Here is a 24,065-nt window from a genome sequence, read left to right on the forward strand (position 1 = left end):
GATAACCGCGGATGTTCGGAAAACCAATACAAAAAAAACAGAGCCGGCACTTTCGCCCGGCTCTGTTTTATGAAAACGCCAAATCAGATATTAAGCGATTTTAGGAGTACTGCAGACAACATCGGCACACTGTGCGCGGTTGCGCAGGAAATGATCCATAAGAGTAAGAGCCAGCATCGCTTCGGCAATAGGTACGGCTCTGATGCCTACGCAAGGGTCATGTCTGCCCTTGGTAACAACGTCGGTTACCTCGCCCTGAAGATTTATGGTCTTACCAGGAATAGTGATGCTTGAAGTAGGCTTAAGAGCTATTTTAACCACAATATCCTGACCTGTGCTGATACCGCCAAGGATGCCGCCGGCATGATTGGTGGTAAATCCGTCAGGAGTAAGCACGTCACGATGATAAGAGCCCTTCTGTGAAGCTACAGCCATGCCGTCGCCGATTTCAACGCCCTTCACGGCATTAATGCCCATCATCGCATAGGCGATTTCAGCATCAAGACGATCAAAAACAGGTTCGCCGAGACCTACCGGAACACCGGTTGCCACAACTTCAACTGAAGCGCCGATGGAATCATGCTCCTTCAGCAGATCACACATAAACTCTCTGACTGCTTCGGTCTTGTCAGGATCGCAGAAAAAGAATTCATTGTTTTCCCTTTCGTCTACAATGCACTTTTCCGCCTTAACCGGACCGATGGCAGTGGTATAGCCTTTGATTTCGATTCCAAGCTTTTCCTTGAGGTATTTCTTGGCAATGGCACCTGCGGCCACGCGCATTGCTGTTTCACGGGCAGAAGATCTTCCGCCGCCGCGATAATCCCTGATACCGTACTTCTGCAGATATGTATAATCCGCATGTCCCGGTCTGAACATCTGGGAAATGGCAGTATAGTCGGAAGAATGCTGGTCAACGTTTTCAATTACCAGCCCGATAGGAGTACCGGTAGTCTTTCCTTCGAATACGCCTGAGATAATCTTTACCTGGTCAGGTTCCCTTCTTAAAGTGGTGAACTTGGAGGTTCCTGGACGTCTTCTGTCAAGATCCGCCTGAAGATCCGCCTCAGACAGTTCAAGCCCCGGAGGACAGCCGTCCACGATTGCCGCAAGGGCCAGACCGTGACTTTCACCACAGGTAGTTACGGTAAACAGTTTACCAAAGGTATTGCCTGCCATTATTCTTCTCTCCTGTACTGCTCAAAATATGGAGCATATTCAATTAAATCATCATAGGTCATGACGAACACGCCGTCACCACCGTTCTTAAATTCCACCCAGTTGAACTGCACTTCAGGGAATTCCTCTTCAAGTGCCAGACGACTGTTGCCGACTTCCACAAAAATAACACCGTCATCTGACAGATAATAAGAAGCTTCTGCCAGAATAACCTTAACAAGATCAAGACCGTCATCACCGGCAGCCAGTGCAAGTTCCGGTTCAGCATGATATTCCTCAGGCATGTCTTCCATGTCAGCGGCGTCGACATAAGGAGGATTGCATACGATTAAATCATACTTGTCCTGTTCATTAAGAGAATCAAAGAGATCACTCTTGATTGGAATTACCACGTCTTCAAGTCCGTAGTTGTATATGTTTCTCATGCAGACATCAAGAGCGTCTTCACTGATGTCAACGGCGTCAATGGTGGTATCACCGTTGAACTTGTTGGCACAGGCGAGAGCAATGCAACCTGAACCGGTGCACAGGTCAAGAATGCGTGAAGGGGTCTTTTTGAGATACGGTGCGAATGAATTGTTAATCAGTTCGCCAATCGGAGAACGAGGAATGATTACTCTCTCGTCGACATAAAATTCAATACCGCAGAACCAGGCTCTGTTTGTAAGATAAGCGGTAGGTACTCTGTCTCTTACTCTGATGGTCAGGGCTCTGGCGATGTTTCTCTTTTCCCTGTCGGTAAGCTTGGCATTCATTGTTTCAGGATCTCCCGGCGGATCCAGATTGATAAGGCAGAGAACGAGATAAAGAGCCTCGTCCCAGTAGCTGTCTGTACCATGCCCCAGATACACGTTGTTTTCGATCAGATAACTGGTAACATAACGAACAACATCATTAATTGTTTCAAGTTCACTGACAATTTCAGCTTCTACATCTTCGGGAAAATTCTCTTTGTGGAACTTCTTGCTTTCAACTTCATTTTCAATAATGTCATTCATAAATATCTTCCGATGTCATCCATAAGGAATAACGGCAGGACTCACCTTCCGTCTCCTGATTCTGAATTTCTACATATATTTAAAACCGAGGTAAACACATTCTTTAATGTTACAGGCAAAACACGAGTCAGACAAAAGACTTTTTACTCTGATAACATTTACTGAGATATTTACCTTAATTTCCGCAGGTATGACCGGACTGAAAGACAGTAACGGCTGCGATACCGTTACGGCATCTGCGGACAGTTGTATTAGTATATACTGCTTGACATTGTTTGCAATAAGAATATTGCCGGAATCCTTACATACGGCAGTTATAGACAGCTCTGACCAAGAAACTGAGATACGTTAATTCTGACATTGAAACTGAATCGTTGCAGTCTCATTTCATTATTAATGACAGTAAAACAAAAAAGGAACCTCTTTATACAGAGATTCCTTTTTGCTGTAGTACTGCACGCAGGTGAACGATAACGTTCAGTTAGCTCTTGCTTGTTTCGATGTAGCTGTTGAGTTCCCTTACGGTATCACGATGCTTATCATCAGCTCCCAGAGGCATCAGCACTGACCCCTTATCAAATTCATATGCTCCACGTCCGTGTATATACAGTCTTCCCTTAAAAAAAGTACGCACATACCTTGCAATCATTGCCGGGGTATATTTCTTGAAAATTCTCATGTTGTTATAGTCCTTTAAAAAAGGCTGAAATATTATAATTGTTGTCTCTTATTGTTATTATGCAGCCTGTCATACAACGGCCACTCACAATCAAGTGTCAAAGCCGTTCCTATCCCTTTAAGTATAACAATTATGACACGGCAAAATTGAGATCCGTATTTTATTTTGATCCGCATGTAAATTTATCAGACGTTTTTGTGATGAAAATATTACATCCCTCGTATATTTGTTTCTTTTTTAATCAAAAAACCAGGATAAATTATTAAAAAAGAGGAGTTTTTAAACGACTGTATAAAACCGATGCAAGAATATGAATCAGGCAGATGATGAAATTCTGCTTCTTATGTTTATCAAAGGCTGAACGCCACAGTATGAAACAGATGATAAAAGAACGGAATTTACCGCTTTACCGTGATTCTGGAAATAACATAATGTTTTATTTTTACTACCTGCTTTTTCTCTGATTATTCCGCATGGATTACACCTGATTCAGTCCAAATACTGAAATCATTCTCATGACAGAGCATCTTCCGGTACCGATCAGCGACAAAGAAAGCTTAATAATCGATTAAAAAAACAGCAACACCCAAAAATATTAACCAAACCTTATTATAAAACAATACAGACTACACATTTTTGGATAAATCTATTCTTAAATAAAGAATGATGTATGCTATATTCTATTAAAATTTTAGTCTCCTGAAGTAACGCATTACATTTATGCTGAACAATTCGACAGGAGAAGAAAAACAGAGTTTTGAATAAATAATACTACCATTAAAAACAGCTTGTTTCTAAAGGTAAAATACAACTCAGAAAAGGGATAATAGCAAATGTCCAATGAAGCTATCATAAAGGTTCGTGACTATATGAACAAAAATATAGTCGGTCAGCCGGAACTGGTTGACGGTCTTTTAACCGCATTACTGGCGGACGGTCATATTCTTGTTGAAGGTCCTCCAGGACTTGCAAAAACAAGAGCAATCAAGCTTTTGTCTGAATGTATCGAGGGTAGATTCCACCGTATTCAGTTTACCCCTGACCTGTTACCTGCAGACTTGACCGGTACTGATATTTACAGACCGCAGGATGGTACTTTCGTATTCCAGCCTGGTCCTCTGTTCCATCACTTACTGTTGGCCGATGAAATCAACCGTGCTCCTGCAAAAGTACAGTCAGCATTGCTCGAAGCGATGGCAGAACGTCAGATAACCATTGGTCGTAAGACTTACCAGTTACCTGATCTGTTCCTTGTAATGGCAACTCAGAACCCTCTGGAACAGGAAGGTACCTATCCGCTTCCTGAAGCACAGCTCGACCGTTTCATCATGCATCTGCAGTTAAACTACCCTGACCAGGGTACCGAATTACAGATTCTGAGATTGAATCACCTCGAGTCTAAGCACGCAGCCAAGGAACAGCCTCCTGTAATCACTCAGGTAGAACTGTTCGAAGCCCGCAAGGATGTATTATCCGTAACCATTCCGGATATTCTTGAAAGCTATATCATCAACCTGACCATGGCTACAAGACGTCCTTACAGCTACGACTCAACCGACCTGGCACGCTGGATCAGCTGCGGTGTTTCACCTCGTGCTACCATGGCGCTCGCTAACTGCTCTCGCGTTAAAGCATGGCTTGACGGTCGTAATTACGTTGCTCCTGAAGATATTCAGTACTGTGTATATCCAGTATTCAGACATCGTATCTTCCTCTCAATGGAAGCAGAAGCAGACCGCGTTGATGCAAACCGCGTAATTGAGCTCTTAACCAAGAAGGTTGTTGTAGGTTAAGTCCATTATTTCAGGCCGGGGGGAACCCCTGCCTGATTTTATGGGCTCTGCTGCTTTAACCTAGACTATAACAACAATAAAAGGATAAACTCAATGCCTAATGGGATTGAACTTACATTCGAAGAACTTATTCAGGTTCCTCCACTGACTCAGCTGCTACCTAATACAATGGTGGCAAGTCAGAGATATGGTATTCTGCGTTCAATGAGTAAGGGACGCGGTATGGAATTTTCAGAAGTTCGTGCCTATCTTCCTGGCGATGATATCAGAAACATCGACTGGCGTATAACAGCAAGAACAGGAAGACCATATACAAAAATGTTCCGAGAGGAACGCGATCGTAACGTATACATCATTCTTGATCTCGACCCGGCCATGTACTTCGGCTCACAGGGACAGCTCAAGGCCCGTCTCGGTGCCCTGATTGCAGCATCCTGTGCCTGGCAGGCTTTGGAAATGAAGGATAAGGTTGCCGGCATGATTATTCTCGGTAACACTCCTATCAGACACCAGCCCGGTGGCATGCGTAAGGATGTTCTGGCATTCATTCAGAAGATTTACGACGCCTACCAGATAGGTTTAAGAAGAAAAAGTTTTGATTTTAACATCGGCGACGGTTTAAAGTTGCTGGTTAATCATGCAAGACCAGGCAGTGTGTTCCACATCATCAGCGATTTCTACAGATTAGACGACAACTCAATGCTTTACCTGAGACGTCTGAACAAATCTCATACTGTAAGAACCTACCAGCTGTATGACAGAATTGAAGTAAACATCGAAGGGTCAGGTACAATCGGTATTGATACCGGCTCAAGTCAGGGCTTCATCAGTTCTCTCGACAGTAACTTCGTAGAAAATTACCGCCGTATAGGCTTACACAGAATACATCACATTGACCGTATTCTCTCAGAAACATCACAGCGCAACATCTGTATCGATGTATCTGAAGCATTATCAAAGGCTAATAAAAACCAGGATAGGGAATAAGTCATGGAATTTGATTTTTCTTTACTTAGAGATATCCATGAGGGCGAACCTCCGGTAGATTTCTCATACGGATTTCTATGGTGGATTGTTCTTATTGTCATTTTGGCGGTTATCTGTTACTCCGTCTACAGACTTTTACCGCTCTTTGCAGCTATTAAACGTCTGAACAGAATCGATCTCAATAACGAAGCTTTCATTCCTTTAATCAACTACTGGTTAAAGGAAACTGCGCTTATTATGTATCCTAGAGACGTTGTGGCACCGTTATACGGTCTCAACTGGCTCAGATTTCTGGATCAGACAGGCAACACCAACTTTGAAGCATTCACAAATGCCTGGGAAGAAGTTATCTACGACTGGCAGAACATTGAAGTTCCAATCAGTGAAAAGAAAATGTTGGTTAAAGAATGTAAGAAATGGATTTATTCTAATATAAGGAGAAGAATATGGGGGCGCTAGGAATTGGTTCTTTCTGGTGGGTATTTCTGATCCTTGCCTTTTTGCCAATCTTAATCCGCTTTTTGCCGGGCAGAAGCAAGAAGGATGAATTCATTTACATCACCTCATTACCAAAAATTCTTGATTCCGAACCAAAGAACAGAGTTCACATGATTTTCGGTATTGCCTATGCCGCATGGGTTTTCCTTATGATTGCCCTGATGAGACCTATCTATTACGATACTCCAATCGTAATTGAACAGCCTCACCGCGACATTATTCTGGCTGTTGACCTCTCAGATTCCATGAGATATATGGACATGCTTGATTCCGAAACCAACAAGCCGGTTCAGCGTATCGATATCGTAAAGGAACAGGTTCGTGAATTCATTCTTTCACGTATCAAGAGTAATTCAAACGACCGTATCGGCATTATCCTTTTCTCTGATCAGGCTCAGGTGCTGTCTCCTCTCACTTTTGACAAGGGACTTCTCCTCAAGCTTGCTGATGAAATTGATCTTAAGCTGTCAACCGGTCCTCTTACCAACATCTCAGGTGCCATCAACATGGCAATTACCAGATTTGAGGAAGCAGGCACCAACAAGAAGATTCTTGTTCTTCTTACCGACGGCAAGAATACCGTTGCCGGCATGACTCCTGTTCAGGCTGCCCAGATCGCCAACGAACACGATATGAAGATCTACACCATCGGTTTCGGCTCAGACAACACATCTGACAATATGGATGACGATGCTGAAGGTGCAGCGACAGACAAGATTGACGAATTTACTCTCGGCGAAATTGCCAAAATCACACATGGCAGCTATTATCGTGCAAAAGACGGCAAACAGCTTCACAACAAATATCAGGAAATCAACTTCAACGAAGCTTCAGAAGAAGCCCCCCGTTCATATCAGCCTGAAGTGGAACTTTACCACTGGCCACTGTTAATTTCCCTGATTTTATCAATCTGCACCGGCATCGTAGTAAGGAGAATAAATGGCTGATTTCGTATTATTACGTCCATGGTGGCTGATATTACTGTTACTACCGTTAATATTTGTATACGTGGACTTTGCAAAGCATTACAAGCTGCAGAACTTCATCAATGAAGACATTATTAACTACCTCAAGCCTAAGAAGAACATCAAGAATGATTTTGATGACGAAGAGGATGAGAACATCAACGCTGCCGTAACATCAGAAGAGCAGAAGCTGCTTATCAGCAAGCCAAAGCTCTGGAAAAAGTTCGGATGGCTGGTTATTCCTTACTTCTTTGCAGTTGTAGCGTTATGCGGTCCTGCAATTCCGCAGGACGGAGAAGGTTTCCAGAACGATGAAAACTGGATCTGGGTTGTTGACTCATCACTTTCAATGCTTGCCACCGACCTGAAGCCGAACCGTTTCCAGCGTGCAAGATTTAGTCTCATTGAACTTCTCCACGCCTCAAAGGATCACCGTCACATCGGTATTGTGGCATTTACCAACGAAAGTTATGTTGTTGCCCCTCCTACCGATGACGCATCAAGCCTGCTCTACCTTCTGCAGGAACTTGATCCGGCAATCATGCCAAGAGAAGCTCAGGGTTCAAATCCTCTTGAAGGCTTAAAGGAAGCCCGCAAGATTCTGGACCAGGACCACAAGACTCCGGGTAACATTCTGCTTGTTCTTGATGACGTAAAGACAACTCCTGAAGAAGTTGCCGACCTCATCGCCTATATAAAGGAATGTCCTTACCCTGTATACATTTATGCTATCGGAACACCATCAGGTTCTCCGATTCCCGTAAACGAAACCTTTGTCCGTGACAAGAATGGCAACACCGTTATGGCTCAGTCAAACTTCGAACTGATTCACAAGGTTGCTAAGGATACCGGTTCACAGGTTTACTTTGAAATGAATGATCAGGCTCCTTTACTGGAAAAGATCTACAGCTATAAGCATTCAAAGTACAAAGTTACCGAAAAGAGTAAATATACACATAAGGACATAGGTTACTTCTTTATGCTAGCATGTCTGATCACCGCCGTGTGCTTTATCAGAAACTACTTCTTTGTTATCGCACTTGCATTCACCCTCTTCACTTCATCCGTCATGTACCCTCAGGATGCCATGGCAGCTGATGAAGAAGTGAGCCCGCAATACATTGCAAGTCACCCTAATGAATACGGCCATCAACTCTACATGGAAGGCAAGTACGAGGAAGCTCTCAAGTACCTGACCGATCATTTCTGGAGAGGCAATGCCTACTACAGACTCGGTCGTTACGACAAGGCTCTTCCTGAATATGAAGCCATGGGTAACGATGCAGAAGCGAAGTACAATATCGGAAACTGTTTTGCCCATATGCAGTCAACCAACGCTGCATCTCTTGATAACGCAATCCTTGCGTACGATCAGGCTCTCGAACTCAACCCTGAGCATGCGGATGCCAGCATGAACAAGACAGTAATTATCGAATATCTGCGCAAACTGAACGAACTCGCAAGAGCCCGTCAGGAAGCCCAGATTAAGGAAGCAAGGCTTAACGGTCTGACCTCCGCAAGCAATGACATGGGTTACGCCCCGCTCCCTACCACCACCACCGGTACACTGTTACAGCGCAGAATGGCGTTACAGCAGAGTAAGAAAACTTATAAGATTACGGAGCAGAAATGGTAAAGCTAAGTTTATTCTTTAAATTACTGGTACTTGTTTTACTCTGCACTTTCAGTACCGCACTGGTTTCAACTGCAGAAGCAAAAGAAGAGAATACCACCATAAAGATTTCCACTGATAAGGAAATCTTCTCTGGAAAGTCTTTTAACGTCAGAGTTACGGTAATTACCAACGTTAAGCTTACCGCAAGCAGCATTCAGTACGAACATCTGAAGAACAAGTTCCAGATCGGCAACCTTAGGTTCACTCAGAATCCGGCTGAAGACAACAAGGATCTCACCGTATACAAGTGGGACATCCCGCTGCTTACCAATGTATCTGGCATTATCAGCATTGAACCGTTCAGTTTCAGCGGTCTGAGCAAGGCTTCATCCCCTAGTCAGATCAATGTGATAAAGCGTACTTCAAAGACATACGCAAAGAAGTTCATCAAGACTCTTCTGCGTAATCCTAACGCCATTGAAGGTCAGCTTGTGATGTATCGTGTGGAAACTGATATTCTTCCTAACGTGAAGATTCAGACCTACACTCCGCCTACGGCTGAAGACGCAACCATTGAACTTTATCAGGAAAAGGTAATCAGTCGTGTAAGTAAGGAAAATTCCATTAATCAGCCTATTTACAAAACACAGATTCGTGAATACAAGATTATCTTCAACAAGCCTGGCGCAAAGGTAATTGAAGGTCCAACCATTGAGGGTTTCATCAAGTCTAACGGCAGCAACAATTCTTTCTCCCAGAAAGGTGAAATTCAGAATATTAACGTAAAGCCGAATCCTGAAAAGCATCTTGTATCAGAAAACATCACCGTGGCTGTACAGTGGACTCCTGATGAAAAGGAAGTATCTGTAGGTCAGGCCATCACCCGCTCAATCACTATTCGCGGTACTGATAACGCCCTGTCCCAGTTCCCTGCAATGGAACTTCCGGATTTACCTGATTATGATGTGTATGTTGAAAAAACCAAAGAATCAGAAAAACTGATGAAGAACAAAAAGTTCGTTTCAACACTCACCCTGAAGCAGGTATTTGTTCCAAAGAAGAACCACACCACCTTTAACATTCCTGATGTTAAGTTCACCTGGCTGAACCCTAACAACGGGGAAAAGAAGGAAGCAACCATTACCGGCGCAACATATGAAGTTTCAGGTTTCAGTTTCAATGACTATATTCCTAGAGACCCTAGATATGCTCACTGGCTGTTTGCAGGCGTTGCCTTTATTCTGATCTTCGGCGTATTCACCTACTACAGCATCATCTGGTATCGTAATCGTGTAGGCATCTACGGAAAGCTGCACAAATATTTCGATTACCAAGGATACTGGAAACAGATGCGCAAGTCATGGTCAAAGAACGATCCTTTCCAGACCAGAAACGCTATTCTGGAATGGGCTCAGAAGAGATGGCCTGGTCAGACAATTGTCGGTCTGAATGACATTCCGTTCTATACTGCAAACAAAGAGGCCTTTGACAATCTGTCAGCTGCATGCTGGGCACCTGATCATCAGGCCTGGAGCGATTCAGAAATCAGAAAGGTTGTTTCAAAGAACAAGAACTACAGAAGACCGAAAGCTAAACACGGTATTAACCCATACGGTCTTAACGGCGAAATTTACGAAACCGTTACTCAGAAGCTGAAGTAATTCAGATTATTACTGCAAAAAGGGAGCTGAAGCTCCCTTTTTTTATTCACCGCTTTAATAAATTTTCCATTCCCGATTCCAACGCTTATTCATTTAATTATTGACGGTATTTAAATAAGGATACAACGATTTCTGATTAACATCTGTTAGCATCAGCTGTAAATTCATGTGTTCTACGCTTTATTTTTATCAAAACGGGATATTCATCTGTAGTTTTAATTTTCTTTTTTATTTAAAATTATTCAAAAGCAGGTTAAATAAAATTTAAATAAGCTTTATTTATTCCTCTTTTATTCATCGGGTTATCCATGATTATCATCAGGTCTTTAGGAGTCAATAATGGATTTTCTTTCTGTTCTTACCAATGGAAGACTGCTTAAAAGCGCGGTTGCGGATCTCACCTCCTCCGAAATACAGGATATAATCCAGAAGCTCCAGAAAATACATGATGAAAAAAAGATTGACGAAGAGCTGAGTGAAAAAGTGCGCAAAGAGAGACAGGAAGCCCTCAATGCCATTAAAGCCATCATGGCTCAGAACAACATCAGCGCTACCGACCTTTCCATGCTTGCCGAGTCAACCGAATCCGAAAAACAGATTCGCCGAAGAGTCGTACCTCCTAAATACAAATTTACCGATGAGAACGGCAATGTACTTACCTGGACCGGTCAGGGTAGAACCCCACTTTCATTCAGAGAATGTATCAAAAGAGAAGGCAAAAGCATGGACGACTATCTCATAAATCACAATAACGACTGATTTCAGCTTTTCCACTCCGGATAATCCAGCCTCCAGATGCAGAAGGTTCATGAATGAGGCTGCAGTTCTTAAACATGACCTCTGCCACTTCTCATCAGACATTCTCTTTGTTTTTCTGTCAGAAAAACAGATTGTACGTTTTTAGAAAAAATCAGTCTGTCTCCCCTCTATATAATTAACACGTCAATCAGAGAGAAAAACATAGATACAACAAATGATAAGGAGAAACAGCATGAGAATTTTATCACCCGTACAAAGACGCGAATTCAACGAACTGGTAAAGGAAATCGAATTAAAAAATTTCACTTACTCTTCCGAGGTTTCACACTACATAACCAGTAATCATATCGGCAGCAGATATCCAAATATCTCCGGAATATCCACTTTCAAACGGGGATGTGACATCTGGACAATGGAAGGAGGCTTTCCCCGTGACATATACGCAATGCTCTGTCAGAGACTTCACCTTTCAGGTAAAAACACCACAGCCGTAGCGGTGGCGTTTACACCGTACAGTATGATGAAATAACGGACAGATGTTTAGTTCGGAACACATTAGATCTTCGCTCCGTACTAAACGACTGTTTTCAGTATCAGGCATTATTTTTATCACATAGCTTATATTTTTTATTCTCAAATTTAAAAAATATGCTATAATGACAATATATCAGGCACGTAAATTAAATTCTGTGTCTGACGGTACGAACAGTATCGATGTTTGTATATTATATGGTGAGGCATAGCCGTTAGCTCCTGTACGGCAAAGCCGAAGCCGCAGAATAAAGCTCCTTGACGATCGGACATTGGCTGTTGTCTCCTTGCGGTCAATGTCCGACTCGCCGGTCATTAAGATTTTTCCATAGCTCCTACTAGGACGAAGTGCCAGAACAGTATCCGGCACGGAGTCTGATTCATCAGTCGGTAACCTGTCGCTTTTCCGCCAATATTCTGACGCCCTCTATGATTTATCACCAATAAAGATAGCCTGAATATATGATATGACATAAAATATTAAAAACTATTATTCAATACTTTAAGCATTCCGAGGATTTATATGAAAAATCAAGTACTCAGTATTATTCTGTTTCTGCTCGCTGCGGGAGCGTGTATTTACTGTTCCGTAATCTACGCTCATCCGGCCGATCTGATGTGGACCAGATACGATCATGATCTGCTTCACTATCTCTCTTTTCTTACCGCAAACTTCACTCATTTTGACAATGTTCATCTGACTGAAAATCTTATAGGTCTCGCCATCATATGGTTCCTTTTCTACAGCCCAAACGTCAATACCTACCCTGACAAGGTGGCAAGCCTGCTGGTTTCAGCCATTGCGGTAACATGCGGCATAGCCTTCGTTAACCACACCATAGGCACCTACTCCGGACTGAGCGGAGCCCTTCACGGAATGTTTGCCTACGCCGCCATATTAAGATATTTCAAAGACGGAGACGTAAAGGGAATACTCCTCATCATCGGTCTGATTATCAAGCTCTATGTCGATTTTAACTGGCCAGAACTTACATTCAATGAACTGGCTCAAAAGGTCTACGGTGAAACAATCACCATTGAGAAACAGATAAATCCCGATGCAGATTTCAGCTACAAAACATGTGGTGAAGCACATCTCTATGGAGCCATTGCAGGTTCTGTTCTGGCTTTAATCAGAGGACTTTTCTTTGGTAAAAGCAGCATGATTGTAGGTCGTTCACTCCAATAAACAAAAGCTTTATAATTCAATCCATCCAAATAAAAACAGGATCGTATTATCAATATTGAAAATACGATCCTGTTTTGATTTTATATTGTATACAGATCACTGACGTCAGCATTTTCACGTGTGATAATCTTAGAAGTACGCTCCGTACTTAGGATAAATATATTCATTACTCATAGCAGGCATAACAATGTTGAACAATCTAACTGTATCCAGCAAGCTGAAGCTGATGTCAGTATACATTCTGATTACATTCGCCATAGTAATCACGATATCTCTCTACAAAATGAATGCTGCTACAAAACAGCTACCGGATCTTCGCACCTGCATCACATTTGTTGATGCGGCAAGAAACGCAGAAGCTCTCTTTAAGGAACTCCGTATAAGTGCCATCAAAGCACCCATGACTATTGATGACAACGAGCTTAATTCCTTCAACGAGGCTTATCAGAGAAACAGAGAGAACTTCAACAACGTTATTTCCGTAATCCATTCAGGGTGCAAACACGACGAAGACTGCCTCGAAATCGTTGATCAGATGGAAAACAACCTTAAAAACTATGATAAGGCAAAGGAAGATGTATTCCGTCTGACTAAGGAAGGCAACAAACGCGGTGCATTCCTTGCCATTGAAGAGCATCTGGTTCCTATCGGGGCAAGTATTGATAATGAGGTAAACAAACTCATCGGCTTTGCCAACAAATTCACTGAAGACATTGTTGTTGATGTTAAAAAATCAACCAACCCGCTATCACTTCTGATTGTTGCAATTATTGCCCTGCTCTCCATAATTATTTACATGTACTTACTCGGCAGATCAATTATCTCACCTATAAGAACTCTGGCCAATGATGCACACATTCTGTCTGAAGGGGATCTCAGAACCTTTGTATCACTTGATTCAGATGATGAAATCGGCACTCTTGCCAATTCATTCAATCAGATGGTTGATTACCTGAGAAATATCATTTCAGCCATCAGATCAAACTCAAATGAGCTGAACAAGAACACTCAGAAAATGAAAGAGACCAACATGTCTGTTTACGACAGTAATGAAAAGATTTTTGAAAAGGCGACTTCCGTTTCAGAAGCCTGTACTGAAATGGCAAAAACCTTTACTGAAATTGCCCAGAACTGTTCAGAAGCATTCAATAATTCCTCCAAGGCTCATCAGACCGTAATATCCAGCATGGATATCACCAGGGAAGCAGTGGAAGAAATCAAACAGCACAGCTCAAGAACTCACGAAAACTCAGTAAAAATCAAGGCTTTCGGTGAAAAAACAAAGGATATCGGCTTCATTATCAATTCCATCAGAGACATTGCCGAACAGACCAATCTGCTGGCACTTAACGCCGCAATTGAAGCTGCCAGAGCAGGTTCAAACGGTCGCGGTTTTGCGGTTGTTGCCGATGAAGTGCGTTCCCTTGCATCAAGAACAGCTGAATCAACCAAGGAAATCACTGACATGATTAACACCATTCAGGAAATGGCTGACAGCATCTCCGAAGCAATGGAATCCCATCTTGAGGATATCGTAAAAATCGAAGGACGCTCCCATGAACTTGAGCAGAGTCTTCATGACATAAATAGCACGGTAGACATCGTGTACCAGCAGCTGACTCATATTTCCGCGGCAACCCATCAGCAGGATATTACCTGCAGTGAAATCGACTCCATGATTCACGTGATAGCGGACGCAACCAGAAAGACGGCAAATACCGCCCGTGACGCCCAGTCATCATCTGAGCAGGTTGATAATATTTCACTGATGATGTCCGACAATATCAATAAGTTTAAACTCTGATATACCGTAATGACAGCCCAATAAAGTACAAAACCCCGTTATTCGACTGACTGATAACGGGGTTTTAATATGAAGTTTACTTATGAAAACAAACGGAATACCGGCTGTCAGTCGATATTTCTGATTGACTCATTAATGGCTCTTAATGCTTCCAGAGGATTTTCCGCTCTGGTGATAGGTCTTCCGATAACAAGATAGCTTGAGCCGTTCTTTAGGGCATCCTCAGGAGTCACGATTCTAATCTGATCACCGGCATCAGCAGTCTTAGGACGGATTCCCGGAGTTACCAGCTTGAATTCACTGCCAAGAGAGCTTCTCAGCATTGCAGCCTCTCTTGCGGAACATACCACGCCGTCCAGACCGCAGTCACGGGCCAGGGTAGCAAGTCTTGAAACCTGCTGATTAACATCAACGGTAATACCGATGCTTCTCAGCTGTTCCTCATCCATGCTGGTAAGCACGGTTACCCCGGTAAGAAGAGGTCTGTCACTGCCGAAGCTTTCCAGAGACTTTACGGCAGCCTCCATCATCTTCGGACCGCCTGAGGTATGAACGTTAACCATCCATACGCCAAGATCGGCGGCAGCGGCAACAGCTCTGGCCACGGTATTAGGAATGTCATGGAACTTGAGATCCAGGAATACTTCAAAGCCCATGTTGTTCAGACGGGTAACGAACTGAGGTCCGAAACGGGTAAACATTTCCTTGCCGACTTTAAGACGGCATTCTCCGGCAGCAAGACCGGAAACAAGATTCATGGCTTCAGCCTCTTTTTCAAAATCCAGAGCTACAATAACCTTTGGATCCACATTACTCATATATAACCTCAGCTGTAATAATTTTCGATTAAAAGAATTGTTTTATACAAAAAGCCGTTATGCCGGCGGTGTGTCAAGCGTCCTTTTCAGGCTTTTCCACTGCGACCGTTCTTACGCCGCCTGCCCCCCATTCACTTATCTGATGAGGTTTCATCTGTTCCCAGCGGTGACAGCTCGGACACTGCCAGAACAGAACGGACGATTTGAAACCGCAGTGTTTGCAGATATAACGGTAATTACCTGCAAGATGAGCATCCATAATGGATTTAAGCACGGCAAAACGTTCCTGATTCTTCGGATCAAGACCTTCGTAAAGATTTCCGAGGATGTAACTGAACAGTTCAAAACTCGGAGACTTTTTGAGGAGTCGCATTACAAAGGCTTCAGCCTCTTCAGGAGTTTTGTTGGCCATAATCAGATCAGCCACGGCCATGACAAGCTGCGGACTGTCAGACAACTGCAGCCATGAATTCAGAACCTCGAGATGCTGCAGCTCCTGTCCGGGATAAAAGCACTTTGCAAGTGATTTAAGGCAGATAGGAATCATCTCAGGATCAGATTTCACGGCTTCCTGAATATAGGTCAGGGCATTTTTGGTCTGCCCTATTTCAATCATGATTTTAGCCATGTTGAGATAAGCTCTCACACAGCCTTTATTAACGATGGAGGCCTTTTTGAAATAATCATTGGCCTTTGCATAATTTTTGCGGGAATAAGATTCATTTCCCAGCTCGCAGTAAAATTCAGACTGTCTTTTCAGAATTCCCTCATCGGCAAACTGTTTGAATGAATCTATAAGATCTATGGCTCTCTGCCACTCCTTCTCCTGTTCGTAGAGAGTTACCAGAAGTCTTACTGAGGCTTTCTTGGCGGAGTTATAACTGATAAGTTCCCTTAAGATGTCTTCCGCCTTATCCAGAAGACCTGAGCTCATGAAATCCCTGGCCAGCTCAAGCAGAACGGCCGTACGCTGAACCGGTTCAATTTTAGCGGTGGTCAGAAGATTATTATGGAAACGAATGGCTTTTTCGAGATCCCCTCTTTCGCGTAAGAGTGTTCCCAGAGCAAGCCCCTCTTCGAAACTGTGTTCACCATCGGAGTCATAGTACCTTATGAATTCATCAACGGCTTTTTCCTTATCTCTGTAAAGGAAATAGTTGATTCCCTTCGTCAGAAAGCCGATCTTTCTGGTCTTCTCCGATTGCTGTGATTTATTAGCCTGTCTGCTTCCCATTACGTAACCGTAGAACACGGCTACAGGCAGCAGCAGAAACAACAGTTCGAACATAACTCAAGAAATTCCTCAGTCAGGATTAGTCCTTATTATCACCATAATCTATAAGCAGCTTATCCTGGGCACTCTCTAGCTCATCGGCACATTCAGAATACTTCTTTTCAAGTCTTCTTATGGTGAGCCTGTAGGCATAACATTTAAACCAGAGTTTAACTATAACCCAGCCGAAAACGAGTGCTGAAAGACAGACACCGGCAAGAAGAGATATCGCACTGATGGTACTTACTGTCATTTCAGTCTTTACAAAGAGAACATTGAATTCAGCAACGGCTGAATTTGAAACCCCGATGGTTAAAGCAAGAACGGCAACAAAACATAAAAGCAGTACATAAACAACGGTAAGAATTTTCTTTAACATAAACGAGGTCCGAACAAATAAAAAACAAATCTAACGGATGTTAATATTATACATTATTGAACAACATTGATCTAACAACATATATCAAGATATTGCTTAATTTGTACACTAAAAACAGAAACGGCACCGTGAAGGTGCCGTTTGCTTTAAGAGCTTTTAACCTTGCGGTTAAAAATCAGCTATTACTGCTTAGCATTCTTGAATGCTTCAGCCATAGCGTTGCTTCCCTTTTCAACTTCGCTGTTAGACTTCTTGATAGCTTCGATAGCAGCTCTGTCTTCAGCTTCGTCCTTAGCACGGATTGATAAAGAGATTACGCCGTTCTTGCGGTCAATACCTACTCTCTTAGCTTCTACGGTATCGCCAACCTTGAATGCAGCAGCTAAGTCATCAATACGATCTGATGAAGCGTCAGAAGCGCGGATGATGCCCTTGATGCCGTCGCCGAGGTCAACAACGAGCTTGTTGCTTTCAACTTCAGAGATAGTACCAGAGAGGATGCTTTCCTTGTGAGCATCAAGGAACTTTGAAATAGCGTCTTCTTCAAGCTGCTTAACGCCTAAAGAAATACGTTCTCTTTCTGGATCTACGTTAAGAACTACAGCAGTAACTTCTTCACCGCGGGTGTACTTGTGAGCAGCATCGCTGCCAGCTTCGTGGCTTAAGTCAGTGGTGTGAACGAGACCGTCGATACCGCCTTCAAGACCGATGAAGATACCGAAATCGGTGATGCTCTTAACCTTACCAACAACCTTGTCACCCTTAGCGTGGTTTTCGCTGAAGAGCTGCCATGGATTTGGCTTGCACTGCTTGAGGCCTAAAGAAATACGACGACCTGATTCGCTGATTTCGAGAACCTTAACCATAACCTTTTCACCGATGTTTACAACTGATGAAGGCTGTACGTTCTTGTTGGTCCAGTCCATTTCAGATACGTGAACGAGACCTTCAACGCCTGGTTCGAGTTCAACGAAGCAGCCGTAGTCAGCGATGTTGGTAACAACGCCTGGGAATTCTTCTCCCTTAGGGAAGCGCTTATCAACATCAGTCCATGGGTCAGCGGTTAACTGCTTGAGACCTAAAGATACGCGTGAACGTTCCTTTTCGTACTTAAGAACCTTAACTTCGATTTCATCACCAACGGTAACAACTTCACCTGGGTTCTTAACACGCTTCCAAGCCATATCGGTGATATGGAGGAGACCGTCAACACCGGCGCCGAGATCAACGAATGCACCGTAATCGGTAAGATTCTTAACCTTACCCTTAACAATCTTGCCTTCTTCAAGGCTTGCAAGTACGGTTTCACGATCAGCTGAATCGTCATCTTCAGAAACTGCGCGACGTGAAACAACAACATTGTTACGAACCTGATCGAGCTTGATTACTCTGAATTCAAGTTCCTTACCTTCGAGCTGTTCGTTCTGTAAACGAGCGTCTACGAGAGAACCAGGAAGGAATGCACGGATATTTTCGATAGCAACGGTGAAACCACCCTTAACCTTACCGTCAACAATACCCTTAACGATTTCTTTTTCTTCGTAAGCCTTTTCAAGCTTAGTCCAAGATTCAAGACGCTTGGCCTTTTCACGAGAAAGGATGGTCTTACCATCACCGTCTTCGATGCTTTCAAGTACTACGTCAACCTGATCGCCAACCTTAACGTCTAATTCATTGTTAGCATTCTTGAATTCAGAAACAGGGATCTGACCTTCAGACTTGAAACCAGCGTCAACCCATACAAAATCGCTTTCGATTCTAACAACGATACCGTGGATTAACTGACCTAAAACACTCTTCTTGAATGAAGAAGTATTTGCGCCTTCGAATAATTCTGCAAAACTCATATTTTATAACTGTATATTTAAATAAAAAAACGCCCTAACATCCTGTAGAGACGGTCAACAAATATATTCAATCCTTCCATGGACCGAATTCCAATACGAACACGGTCAGCATAAACCGTATTCAGCATCGCGGATTATAACCAATACTGAACAAATTTGATACTGTTTTTTTAATTTTTTTGAGATATAAGGCCGGAACCGGCCTTATATCTCAAATTTTTCAGTTTCTGGGATGTTCCGCTCATGCGATAACTGCCTGCGGATACCGGTCTATCTGCGGTAAAGTCCTCTCAGTCTGTCGATTTCGACATTCAGACGTTTGTCGGAAACCGGACTGATTGTTCTCAGACTCTGGGCAAAATACGAAACTCTGAGTTCCTCAAGCATGTATCTTACACGATGCACGTCTGCAGGCACGGTTCTGCCGGCAAAGAGCCCCATGAGCGAATTGTAGTTGTCCTCAACGGATTTGAACTTGTTGAGCATCACCGTGTCACGGTTGGGATCAATCTGAACCTTTTCAATTCTGTTCAGCATCGCATCAAGATAAACCTCGAGTCTCGGGAAGAATTCCATTGTTGACTCGGTGGCGAATCCCTTGTGAATCAGAGCGGTAAGCTGCCCGCCCATGTCACTGTAGGCGTATGCGGTACGGAAATCCATTTTCCCCTTCAGCTTCTTGCGAACATCATTGGCCTTGACCAGAATTCTTTCGCATATGAGGGAAAGCCGGTGCACTGTATCATAAATCTCCTCCTTGGCGGCGTTTACCAGTCTGTTGAAGTCCGCCGTCGTCGAGGCCACGCCGCCGGTACGGCTCATGATATCGTCAAGAGCCAGAGATTCCAGATCGTCAATCAGGATTCTGACGTTGCCCACCATATTAAAGTACATCGCCAGCTTGGCTCTGTTCGGAAGTGATTTCTCAAGGTAGCTTATCGGATCTGGAATCGTAAGCATAATCAGTCGCTTCTGTCCCTGCCACATCTGTCTGTCGGCCTCTTCAGCCGTTTCAAACAGTTCCAGGCTTACGCTGTCCTTGCGGTCACGAAGTGCGGGATATGCCACGATTTCCATTCCGCCGACCATACGGCTCTGGGTTTTAGGCAGAGTGTCGAAATTCCAGCTTTTTATTCCCTCCTGCTTAGGCATTTCCTTTACGACCTCGGCAAGAGATGCCTTAACCTCGTCTCTCAGAGTATGTCTGATGTGTTCAAGATCCCTGCCTTCCATCAGAACCTTCTTTCTGATGTCGGTAACCTTGAAATTGAATGTCAGGTGTCTCGGGAGCTGGCTTATGTCGAAATCGTCCCAGGTAACCTGCTGACCGCTGAGTGAGGTCATCTTGCGGCAGATGGCATCCCTGAAGCTTCCCATTGACGGATCCAGAGCCTCGAACAGTATATTGCCGTAATCAGGTGCCGGAACAAAGCATTTTCTCAGTGCTTTCGGAAGAATTCTGATCATGGTTGTAAAGAGTTCAAGTCTGAGTCCCGGAATCAGCCATTCAAACACGTCGGAAGGAATCTGATTAAGAACGCTTACCGGAATCACGGCGGTGACGCCGTCGTTCTCCGCGGTAGGATCAAAATTATATTCCAGTCTGAGCTTATACTTGCCGACGGTCAGATGATCCGGGTACTTGTCCGCTGACACCATGGAGGTATCCTGCTGCTTGAGCATTTCAAGATTGAAATTAAGGTATTCCAGATCCTGCTTCTTCCTCCCCTTCCACCAGTAACTGAAAGTTCTTACGTCACCGATATCCTCAGGTATTCTCTCATCATAGAAGGCAAACAGGGTATCGTCGTTAACCAGAAGATCTCTGCGGCGTGATTTTTCCTCCAGCTCAACCACCTCGCTTATCAGGCGGCGGTTGTTGGCGAAAAAGGCTTCGTCGGTAATCATTTCTCCGCCGACCAGCCCCTCCCTGATGAACATTTCGTGACAGAGAGGAGGATTGATGGAGGTATAGTTGACCTTGCGGCCGTTAATTACGGCAAGACCGTACAGAATTCCCTTCTGCAAGGCTATGACCGCCCCCTGCTTTTTGCTCCAGTGTTCATCACTGTACGAGAATTTAATGAGCTCCTTTGCGTAATGCTCAACCCACAGAGGATCTATTTCAGCCACCATACGGGCAAAAAGACGGCTGGTTTCCGTAAGTTCCGCGGCCATTACCCACTTGATGTTCTTTCTTGCAAGTCCGGAGCCCGGGAAAATCATGAATCTGTTTGAGCGGGTACCTATATATTCACTGCCTTCAGGACTGCGCATGCCGATCATGCTTAAAAGACCGCTTAAGAGTGATTTATGAATTTCCTCATAAGTGGCCGGAGCCTCATTGAACTTAAGTCCGAGATCCTTCACCGCATCCTTAAGCTGGGCATAAATGTCCAGCCATTCCCTCATGCGCATGTATGACAGAAATTCCCTGCGCATCTTCTTTCTCAGGGCACTGCCGCTGAGCTCATCCATCTGCTGTTTCAGATAATTGTACAGATTGATGATTCCCATGAAATCGGAGCGGTCGTCATCAAAACGGCGGTGATATTCCTGGCTGGCGGTTCTGGCCGTAAGCGGACGTTCACGAACCTCCTGACTGCTGAGGTTTGACGCGATTATCAGAACTTCGGACAGCGCCCCCTGTTTTCCTGCCTCCACCAGCATTCTGCCGAGACGAGGGTCACACGGCAGAGCCGCCATCTGCCTGCCGGTTTCGGTAAGTCTCAGTTCCCCGTTGCGATCCCTGTAAATCGCACTCAGTTCCTCAAGCAGCTTGATGCCGTCATTTATCTGACGCTGTTCCGGGCGATCAAGCAGAGGAAATGTTTCAATACTGCCGAGACGCAGACTGATCATGCGCAGAATAACCGCGGCCAGATTGGTGCGGAGGATTTCCGGATCCGTAAATTCAGGCCTTGCCATAAAATCAGCTTCACTGTACAGACGGATGCAGATACCTGAGGATACACGGCCGCATCGCCCCTTTCTCTGATTTGCGCTGGCCTGTGACACCGGCTCAATCGGCAGACGCTGCACCTTGTTGCGGTAACTGTATCTGCTGATTCTGGCGGTTCCCGGATCTATCACGTATCTGATGCCGGGAACTGTTACGGAGGTTTCGGCCACGTTTGTGGCGAGAACAATGCGTCTCAGGCCGTGGGGAGCAAAAATCTTGTTCTGTTCCGCAACGCCGAGTCTTGAATACAGCGGAAGCACTTCAGTTGAACGTAGGTTTGCCCTGCGCAGATAATCAGCCGCTTCGGCAATATCGCGTTCACCGTTCATGAAGACGAGGATATCGCCCATCATTTCCTCATCAAGAGATTTCACCGCTCTGAGAATACCGGTAAGTAGCACGTCCTCGTCAATTTCCTCGTTTTCGTCATCAAGGAGATCATCAAGAGGTTCATAACGGACTTCCACGGGATAGGTTCTGCCTTCCACCAGCTTAACCGGAGCATTACCGAAATGTCTGCTGAAGCTTTCGGGATCAATGGTGGCGGAGGTGATAATTACCTTCAGGTCCTTTCTCTTTTCCAGAAGACCTTTCAGAAAACCCAGAATAAAATCGATATTGAGACTGCGTTCATGCGCTTCGTCGATAATGATGACTTCATATTCATTAAGGAAGCGATCCTGCTCAAGTTCGGTAAGCAGAATACCGTCCGTCATCAGCTTGATGACGGTATCGTCTGAGGTCTTGTCCCCGAATCGAACCTTATAACCCACGACAGTGCCCAGCTCGCATTTGAGTTCCTGACTGATGCGGTCGGCCACGGTTCTTGCGGCAAGTCTTCGCGGCTGGGTGTGACCTATCTTGCCGCGACGGCCGAAACCTGCTTCAAGACAGATTTTAGGAAGCTGAGTGGTTTTGCCTGAACCGGTGTCGCCGGCAACAATAACCACCTGATTTTCCTTAATCAGTCTGATGATGTCATCCTTTTCCCTGCTTACCGGAAGCTGTTCGGGATAAGTTATTTCCGGTATCTTTTCAGCACGTTTCTGAGCAGATTCAACCGCAGCCGCGGCCTCAAGGGCTAGCTCGGTCACCTTTTCCTCATCAGGTTCGGCAACAGGCCTCTGTCTGGTTCCGAAAACCTTGCGGGCCTTCGCCAGTATGCGGTTACGGTCTCTTATAAGAGCATCTTCAAGAACTTTGGCTATTCTGCTGTAGGTTATTTTGGTTGAAGCTGTATTCATATGTAGTTATTGTCTTTCGGGGATTAAAAATAAAATATCCGCAGATAACGGCCGGCAGCACGTGCTGCCGGCCTGAAAGTAATGTAATTTCCGAGGCTGATTATACGGATATTACGGCGTTTATTCAATATATCCGCCATATGAGTCAATAAGGAGAACGGCCGTCATCATGCGTAAAACGGCCGAAAATCTGAACACAAAGGATTATTCCGACTTAATCCAGTTTCTTACCTTGAACGGCAGTTTATGAGTTTCATTCTGGGCCTCCTTTCCCTGAATGGAGAGAACTCCAGTTACCGACGCACCCGGAACGGCTTTTCCGATTTTAACGTCAAATCCGGAGCTTCCGCTTCCCTCATGAGTGTTGAACGGTCTTACCGTTTTGCCTGAAAAATCACCGCTTTCCAGAAAAGTGTAGACTGCCATCGGCAGATCCCCGTGCCAAACCGGAGCTCCGAGATAGATTACGTCATATGGAGAAACATCTATGTTTTCAGCAAGTTCCGGTCTTGTGTTCGCATCCTTTTCTTCTCTTGCCTTCTTTACGCATTCACTGTAATCGGCAGGATAGCTGTAGGCGGTTCTGATTTCAAAAAGTCTGCCTCCGGTCTGTTCGGCAATTTCTTTAGCGACAAGATATGTATTGCCTGAGGAGATACTGCCTACCGCATAGTTTTCACCGGTTCTGGAAAAATAGGCCACAAGAACCCTGTTCTGAGAACCTTCAGTTCCAGCCGCCCCGCTATCAGACTGAACTGCCGCCAAAACCGGACTGCAGAAAGAAAAAGATGCGAGAATCACCGCTGCAACACCGGCTGCCTTTCTCAGACATGAACACTTCATAAACTTCATAATATTTAGGCCTCCCGACCGGAACTGAAACC

Annotated in this window: 19 protein-coding genes; 10 read left to right on the forward strand and 9 right to left on the reverse strand. The window is 44.4% G+C overall.

Annotation, left to right across the window (positions count from 1 at the left end):
* Positions 1-90: 90 nt before the first annotated feature.
* The 3 genes from aroC to T489_RS0100370 form a co-directional block, all read right to left on the reverse strand.
* A complete protein-coding gene (gene aroC / locus T489_RS0100360; protein ID WP_031578056.1) occupies positions 91-1,179 on the reverse strand; it encodes a chorismate synthase in 1,089 nt (362 codons plus the stop codon).
* Positions 1,179-2,177, reverse strand: coding sequence for a 50S ribosomal protein L3 N(5)-glutamine methyltransferase (gene prmB / locus T489_RS0100365; RefSeq protein ID WP_084155351.1), 999 nt, complete (start codon positions 2,175-2,177; stop codon positions 1,179-1,181). Before prmB ends, aroC begins: the two co-directional genes overlap by 1 nt.
* Positions 2,178-2,658: 481 nt before the next feature.
* Positions 2,659-2,856, reverse strand: coding sequence for a DUF1107 domain-containing protein (locus T489_RS0100370; protein WP_031578058.1), 198 nt, complete (start codon positions 2,854-2,856; stop codon positions 2,659-2,661).
* Positions 2,857-3,689: 833 nt separating this feature from the next.
* Here T489_RS0100370 and T489_RS0100375 point away from each other — a divergent pair.
* The 10 genes from T489_RS0100375 (at position 3,690) to T489_RS0100425 (ending at position 14,658) form a co-directional block, all read left to right on the forward strand.
* Complete coding sequence (locus T489_RS0100375) at positions 3,690-4,649, forward strand: AAA family ATPase (RefSeq protein ID WP_031578060.1); 960 nt, start codon at positions 3,690-3,692, stop codon at positions 4,647-4,649.
* 93 nt (positions 4,650-4,742) lie between these two features.
* Positions 4,743-5,636 (forward strand): DUF58 domain-containing protein, encoded by an 894-nt coding sequence (locus T489_RS0100380; protein ID WP_031578061.1) that lies wholly within the window; start codon positions 4,743-4,745, stop codon positions 5,634-5,636.
* A 3-nt stretch (positions 5,637-5,639) separates the two neighbouring features.
* Positions 5,640-6,095, forward strand: coding sequence for a DUF4381 domain-containing protein (locus T489_RS0100385; protein ID WP_031578062.1), 456 nt, complete (start codon positions 5,640-5,642; stop codon positions 6,093-6,095).
* The gene (locus T489_RS0100390; RefSeq protein ID WP_031578063.1) at positions 6,083-7,081 is read left to right on the forward strand and encodes a VWA domain-containing protein; all 999 of its coding nucleotides are present in this window, start codon (positions 6,083-6,085) and stop codon (positions 7,079-7,081) included. The genes T489_RS0100385 and T489_RS0100390 overlap by 13 nt, the downstream gene beginning before the upstream one ends.
* Complete coding sequence (locus T489_RS0100395) at positions 7,074-8,735, forward strand: vWA domain-containing protein (protein ID WP_031578064.1); 1,662 nt, start codon at positions 7,074-7,076, stop codon at positions 8,733-8,735. Before T489_RS0100390 ends, T489_RS0100395 begins: the two co-directional genes overlap by 8 nt.
* On the forward strand, positions 8,729-10,375 hold the full coding sequence (locus T489_RS0100400) for a BatD family protein (protein WP_031578065.1): 1,647 nt from the start codon (positions 8,729-8,731) through the stop codon (positions 10,373-10,375). The genes T489_RS0100395 and T489_RS0100400 overlap by 7 nt, the downstream gene beginning before the upstream one ends.
* Before the next feature lie 339 nt (positions 10,376-10,714).
* Positions 10,715-11,134 (forward strand): H-NS histone family protein, encoded by a 420-nt coding sequence (locus T489_RS0100405; RefSeq protein ID WP_051621654.1) that lies wholly within the window; start codon positions 10,715-10,717, stop codon positions 11,132-11,134.
* A gap of 232 nt (positions 11,135-11,366) precedes the next feature.
* Positions 11,367-11,663: a hypothetical protein gene (locus T489_RS0100415; RefSeq protein ID WP_051621656.1), complete on the forward strand. Its 297-nt coding sequence runs from the start codon at positions 11,367-11,369 to the stop codon at positions 11,661-11,663.
* A 525-nt stretch (positions 11,664-12,188) separates the two neighbouring features.
* A complete protein-coding gene (locus tag T489_RS13930; protein WP_051621657.1) occupies positions 12,189-12,854 on the forward strand; it encodes a rhomboid family protein in 666 nt (221 codons plus the stop codon).
* Between the two features lie 187 nt (positions 12,855-13,041).
* Positions 13,042-14,658 carry a methyl-accepting chemotaxis protein gene (locus T489_RS0100425; protein WP_031578069.1) on the forward strand — a complete coding sequence of 539 codons (1,617 nt, stop codon included), beginning with the start codon at positions 13,042-13,044 and terminating at the stop codon, positions 14,656-14,658.
* A gap of 107 nt (positions 14,659-14,765) precedes the next feature.
* Here the strand turns inward: T489_RS0100425 and pyrF are convergent, their stop codons facing one another.
* The 6 genes from pyrF to T489_RS0100455 form a co-directional block, all read right to left on the reverse strand.
* Positions 14,766-15,476 carry an orotidine-5'-phosphate decarboxylase gene (gene pyrF, locus T489_RS0100430; protein ID WP_031578070.1) on the reverse strand — a complete coding sequence of 237 codons (711 nt, stop codon included), beginning with the start codon at positions 15,474-15,476 and terminating at the stop codon, positions 14,766-14,768.
* Between the two features lie 73 nt (positions 15,477-15,549).
* Positions 15,550-16,764: a tetratricopeptide repeat protein gene (locus tag T489_RS0100435; RefSeq protein WP_031578071.1), complete on the reverse strand. Its 1,215-nt coding sequence runs from the start codon at positions 16,762-16,764 to the stop codon at positions 15,550-15,552.
* Positions 16,765-16,789: 25 nt separating this feature from the next.
* Positions 16,790-17,128, reverse strand: a complete 339-nt coding sequence (locus T489_RS0100440) for a lipopolysaccharide assembly protein LapA domain-containing protein (protein ID WP_031578073.1) — start codon at positions 17,126-17,128, stop codon at positions 16,790-16,792.
* Positions 17,129-17,310: 182 nt separating this feature from the next.
* Positions 17,311-18,975, reverse strand: a complete 1,665-nt coding sequence (gene rpsA, locus T489_RS0100445) for a 30S ribosomal protein S1 (protein ID WP_031578074.1) — start codon at positions 18,973-18,975, stop codon at positions 17,311-17,313.
* Positions 18,976-19,245: 270 nt separating this feature from the next.
* Positions 19,246-23,181: an ATP-dependent RNA helicase HrpA gene (hrpA, locus tag T489_RS0100450; RefSeq protein ID WP_031578075.1), complete on the reverse strand. Its 3,936-nt coding sequence runs from the start codon at positions 23,179-23,181 to the stop codon at positions 19,246-19,248.
* A 204-nt stretch (positions 23,182-23,385) separates the two neighbouring features.
* Positions 23,386-24,033 (reverse strand): flavodoxin, encoded by a 648-nt coding sequence (locus tag T489_RS0100455; protein ID WP_051621659.1) that lies wholly within the window; start codon positions 24,031-24,033, stop codon positions 23,386-23,388.
* Between the last annotated feature and the right edge of the window lie 32 nt (positions 24,034-24,065).

The organism is Ruminobacter sp. RM87 (assembly GCF_000701925.1).
GTDB classification, from domain to species: Bacteria; Pseudomonadota; Gammaproteobacteria; order Enterobacterales; family Succinivibrionaceae; genus Ruminobacter; species Ruminobacter amylophilus.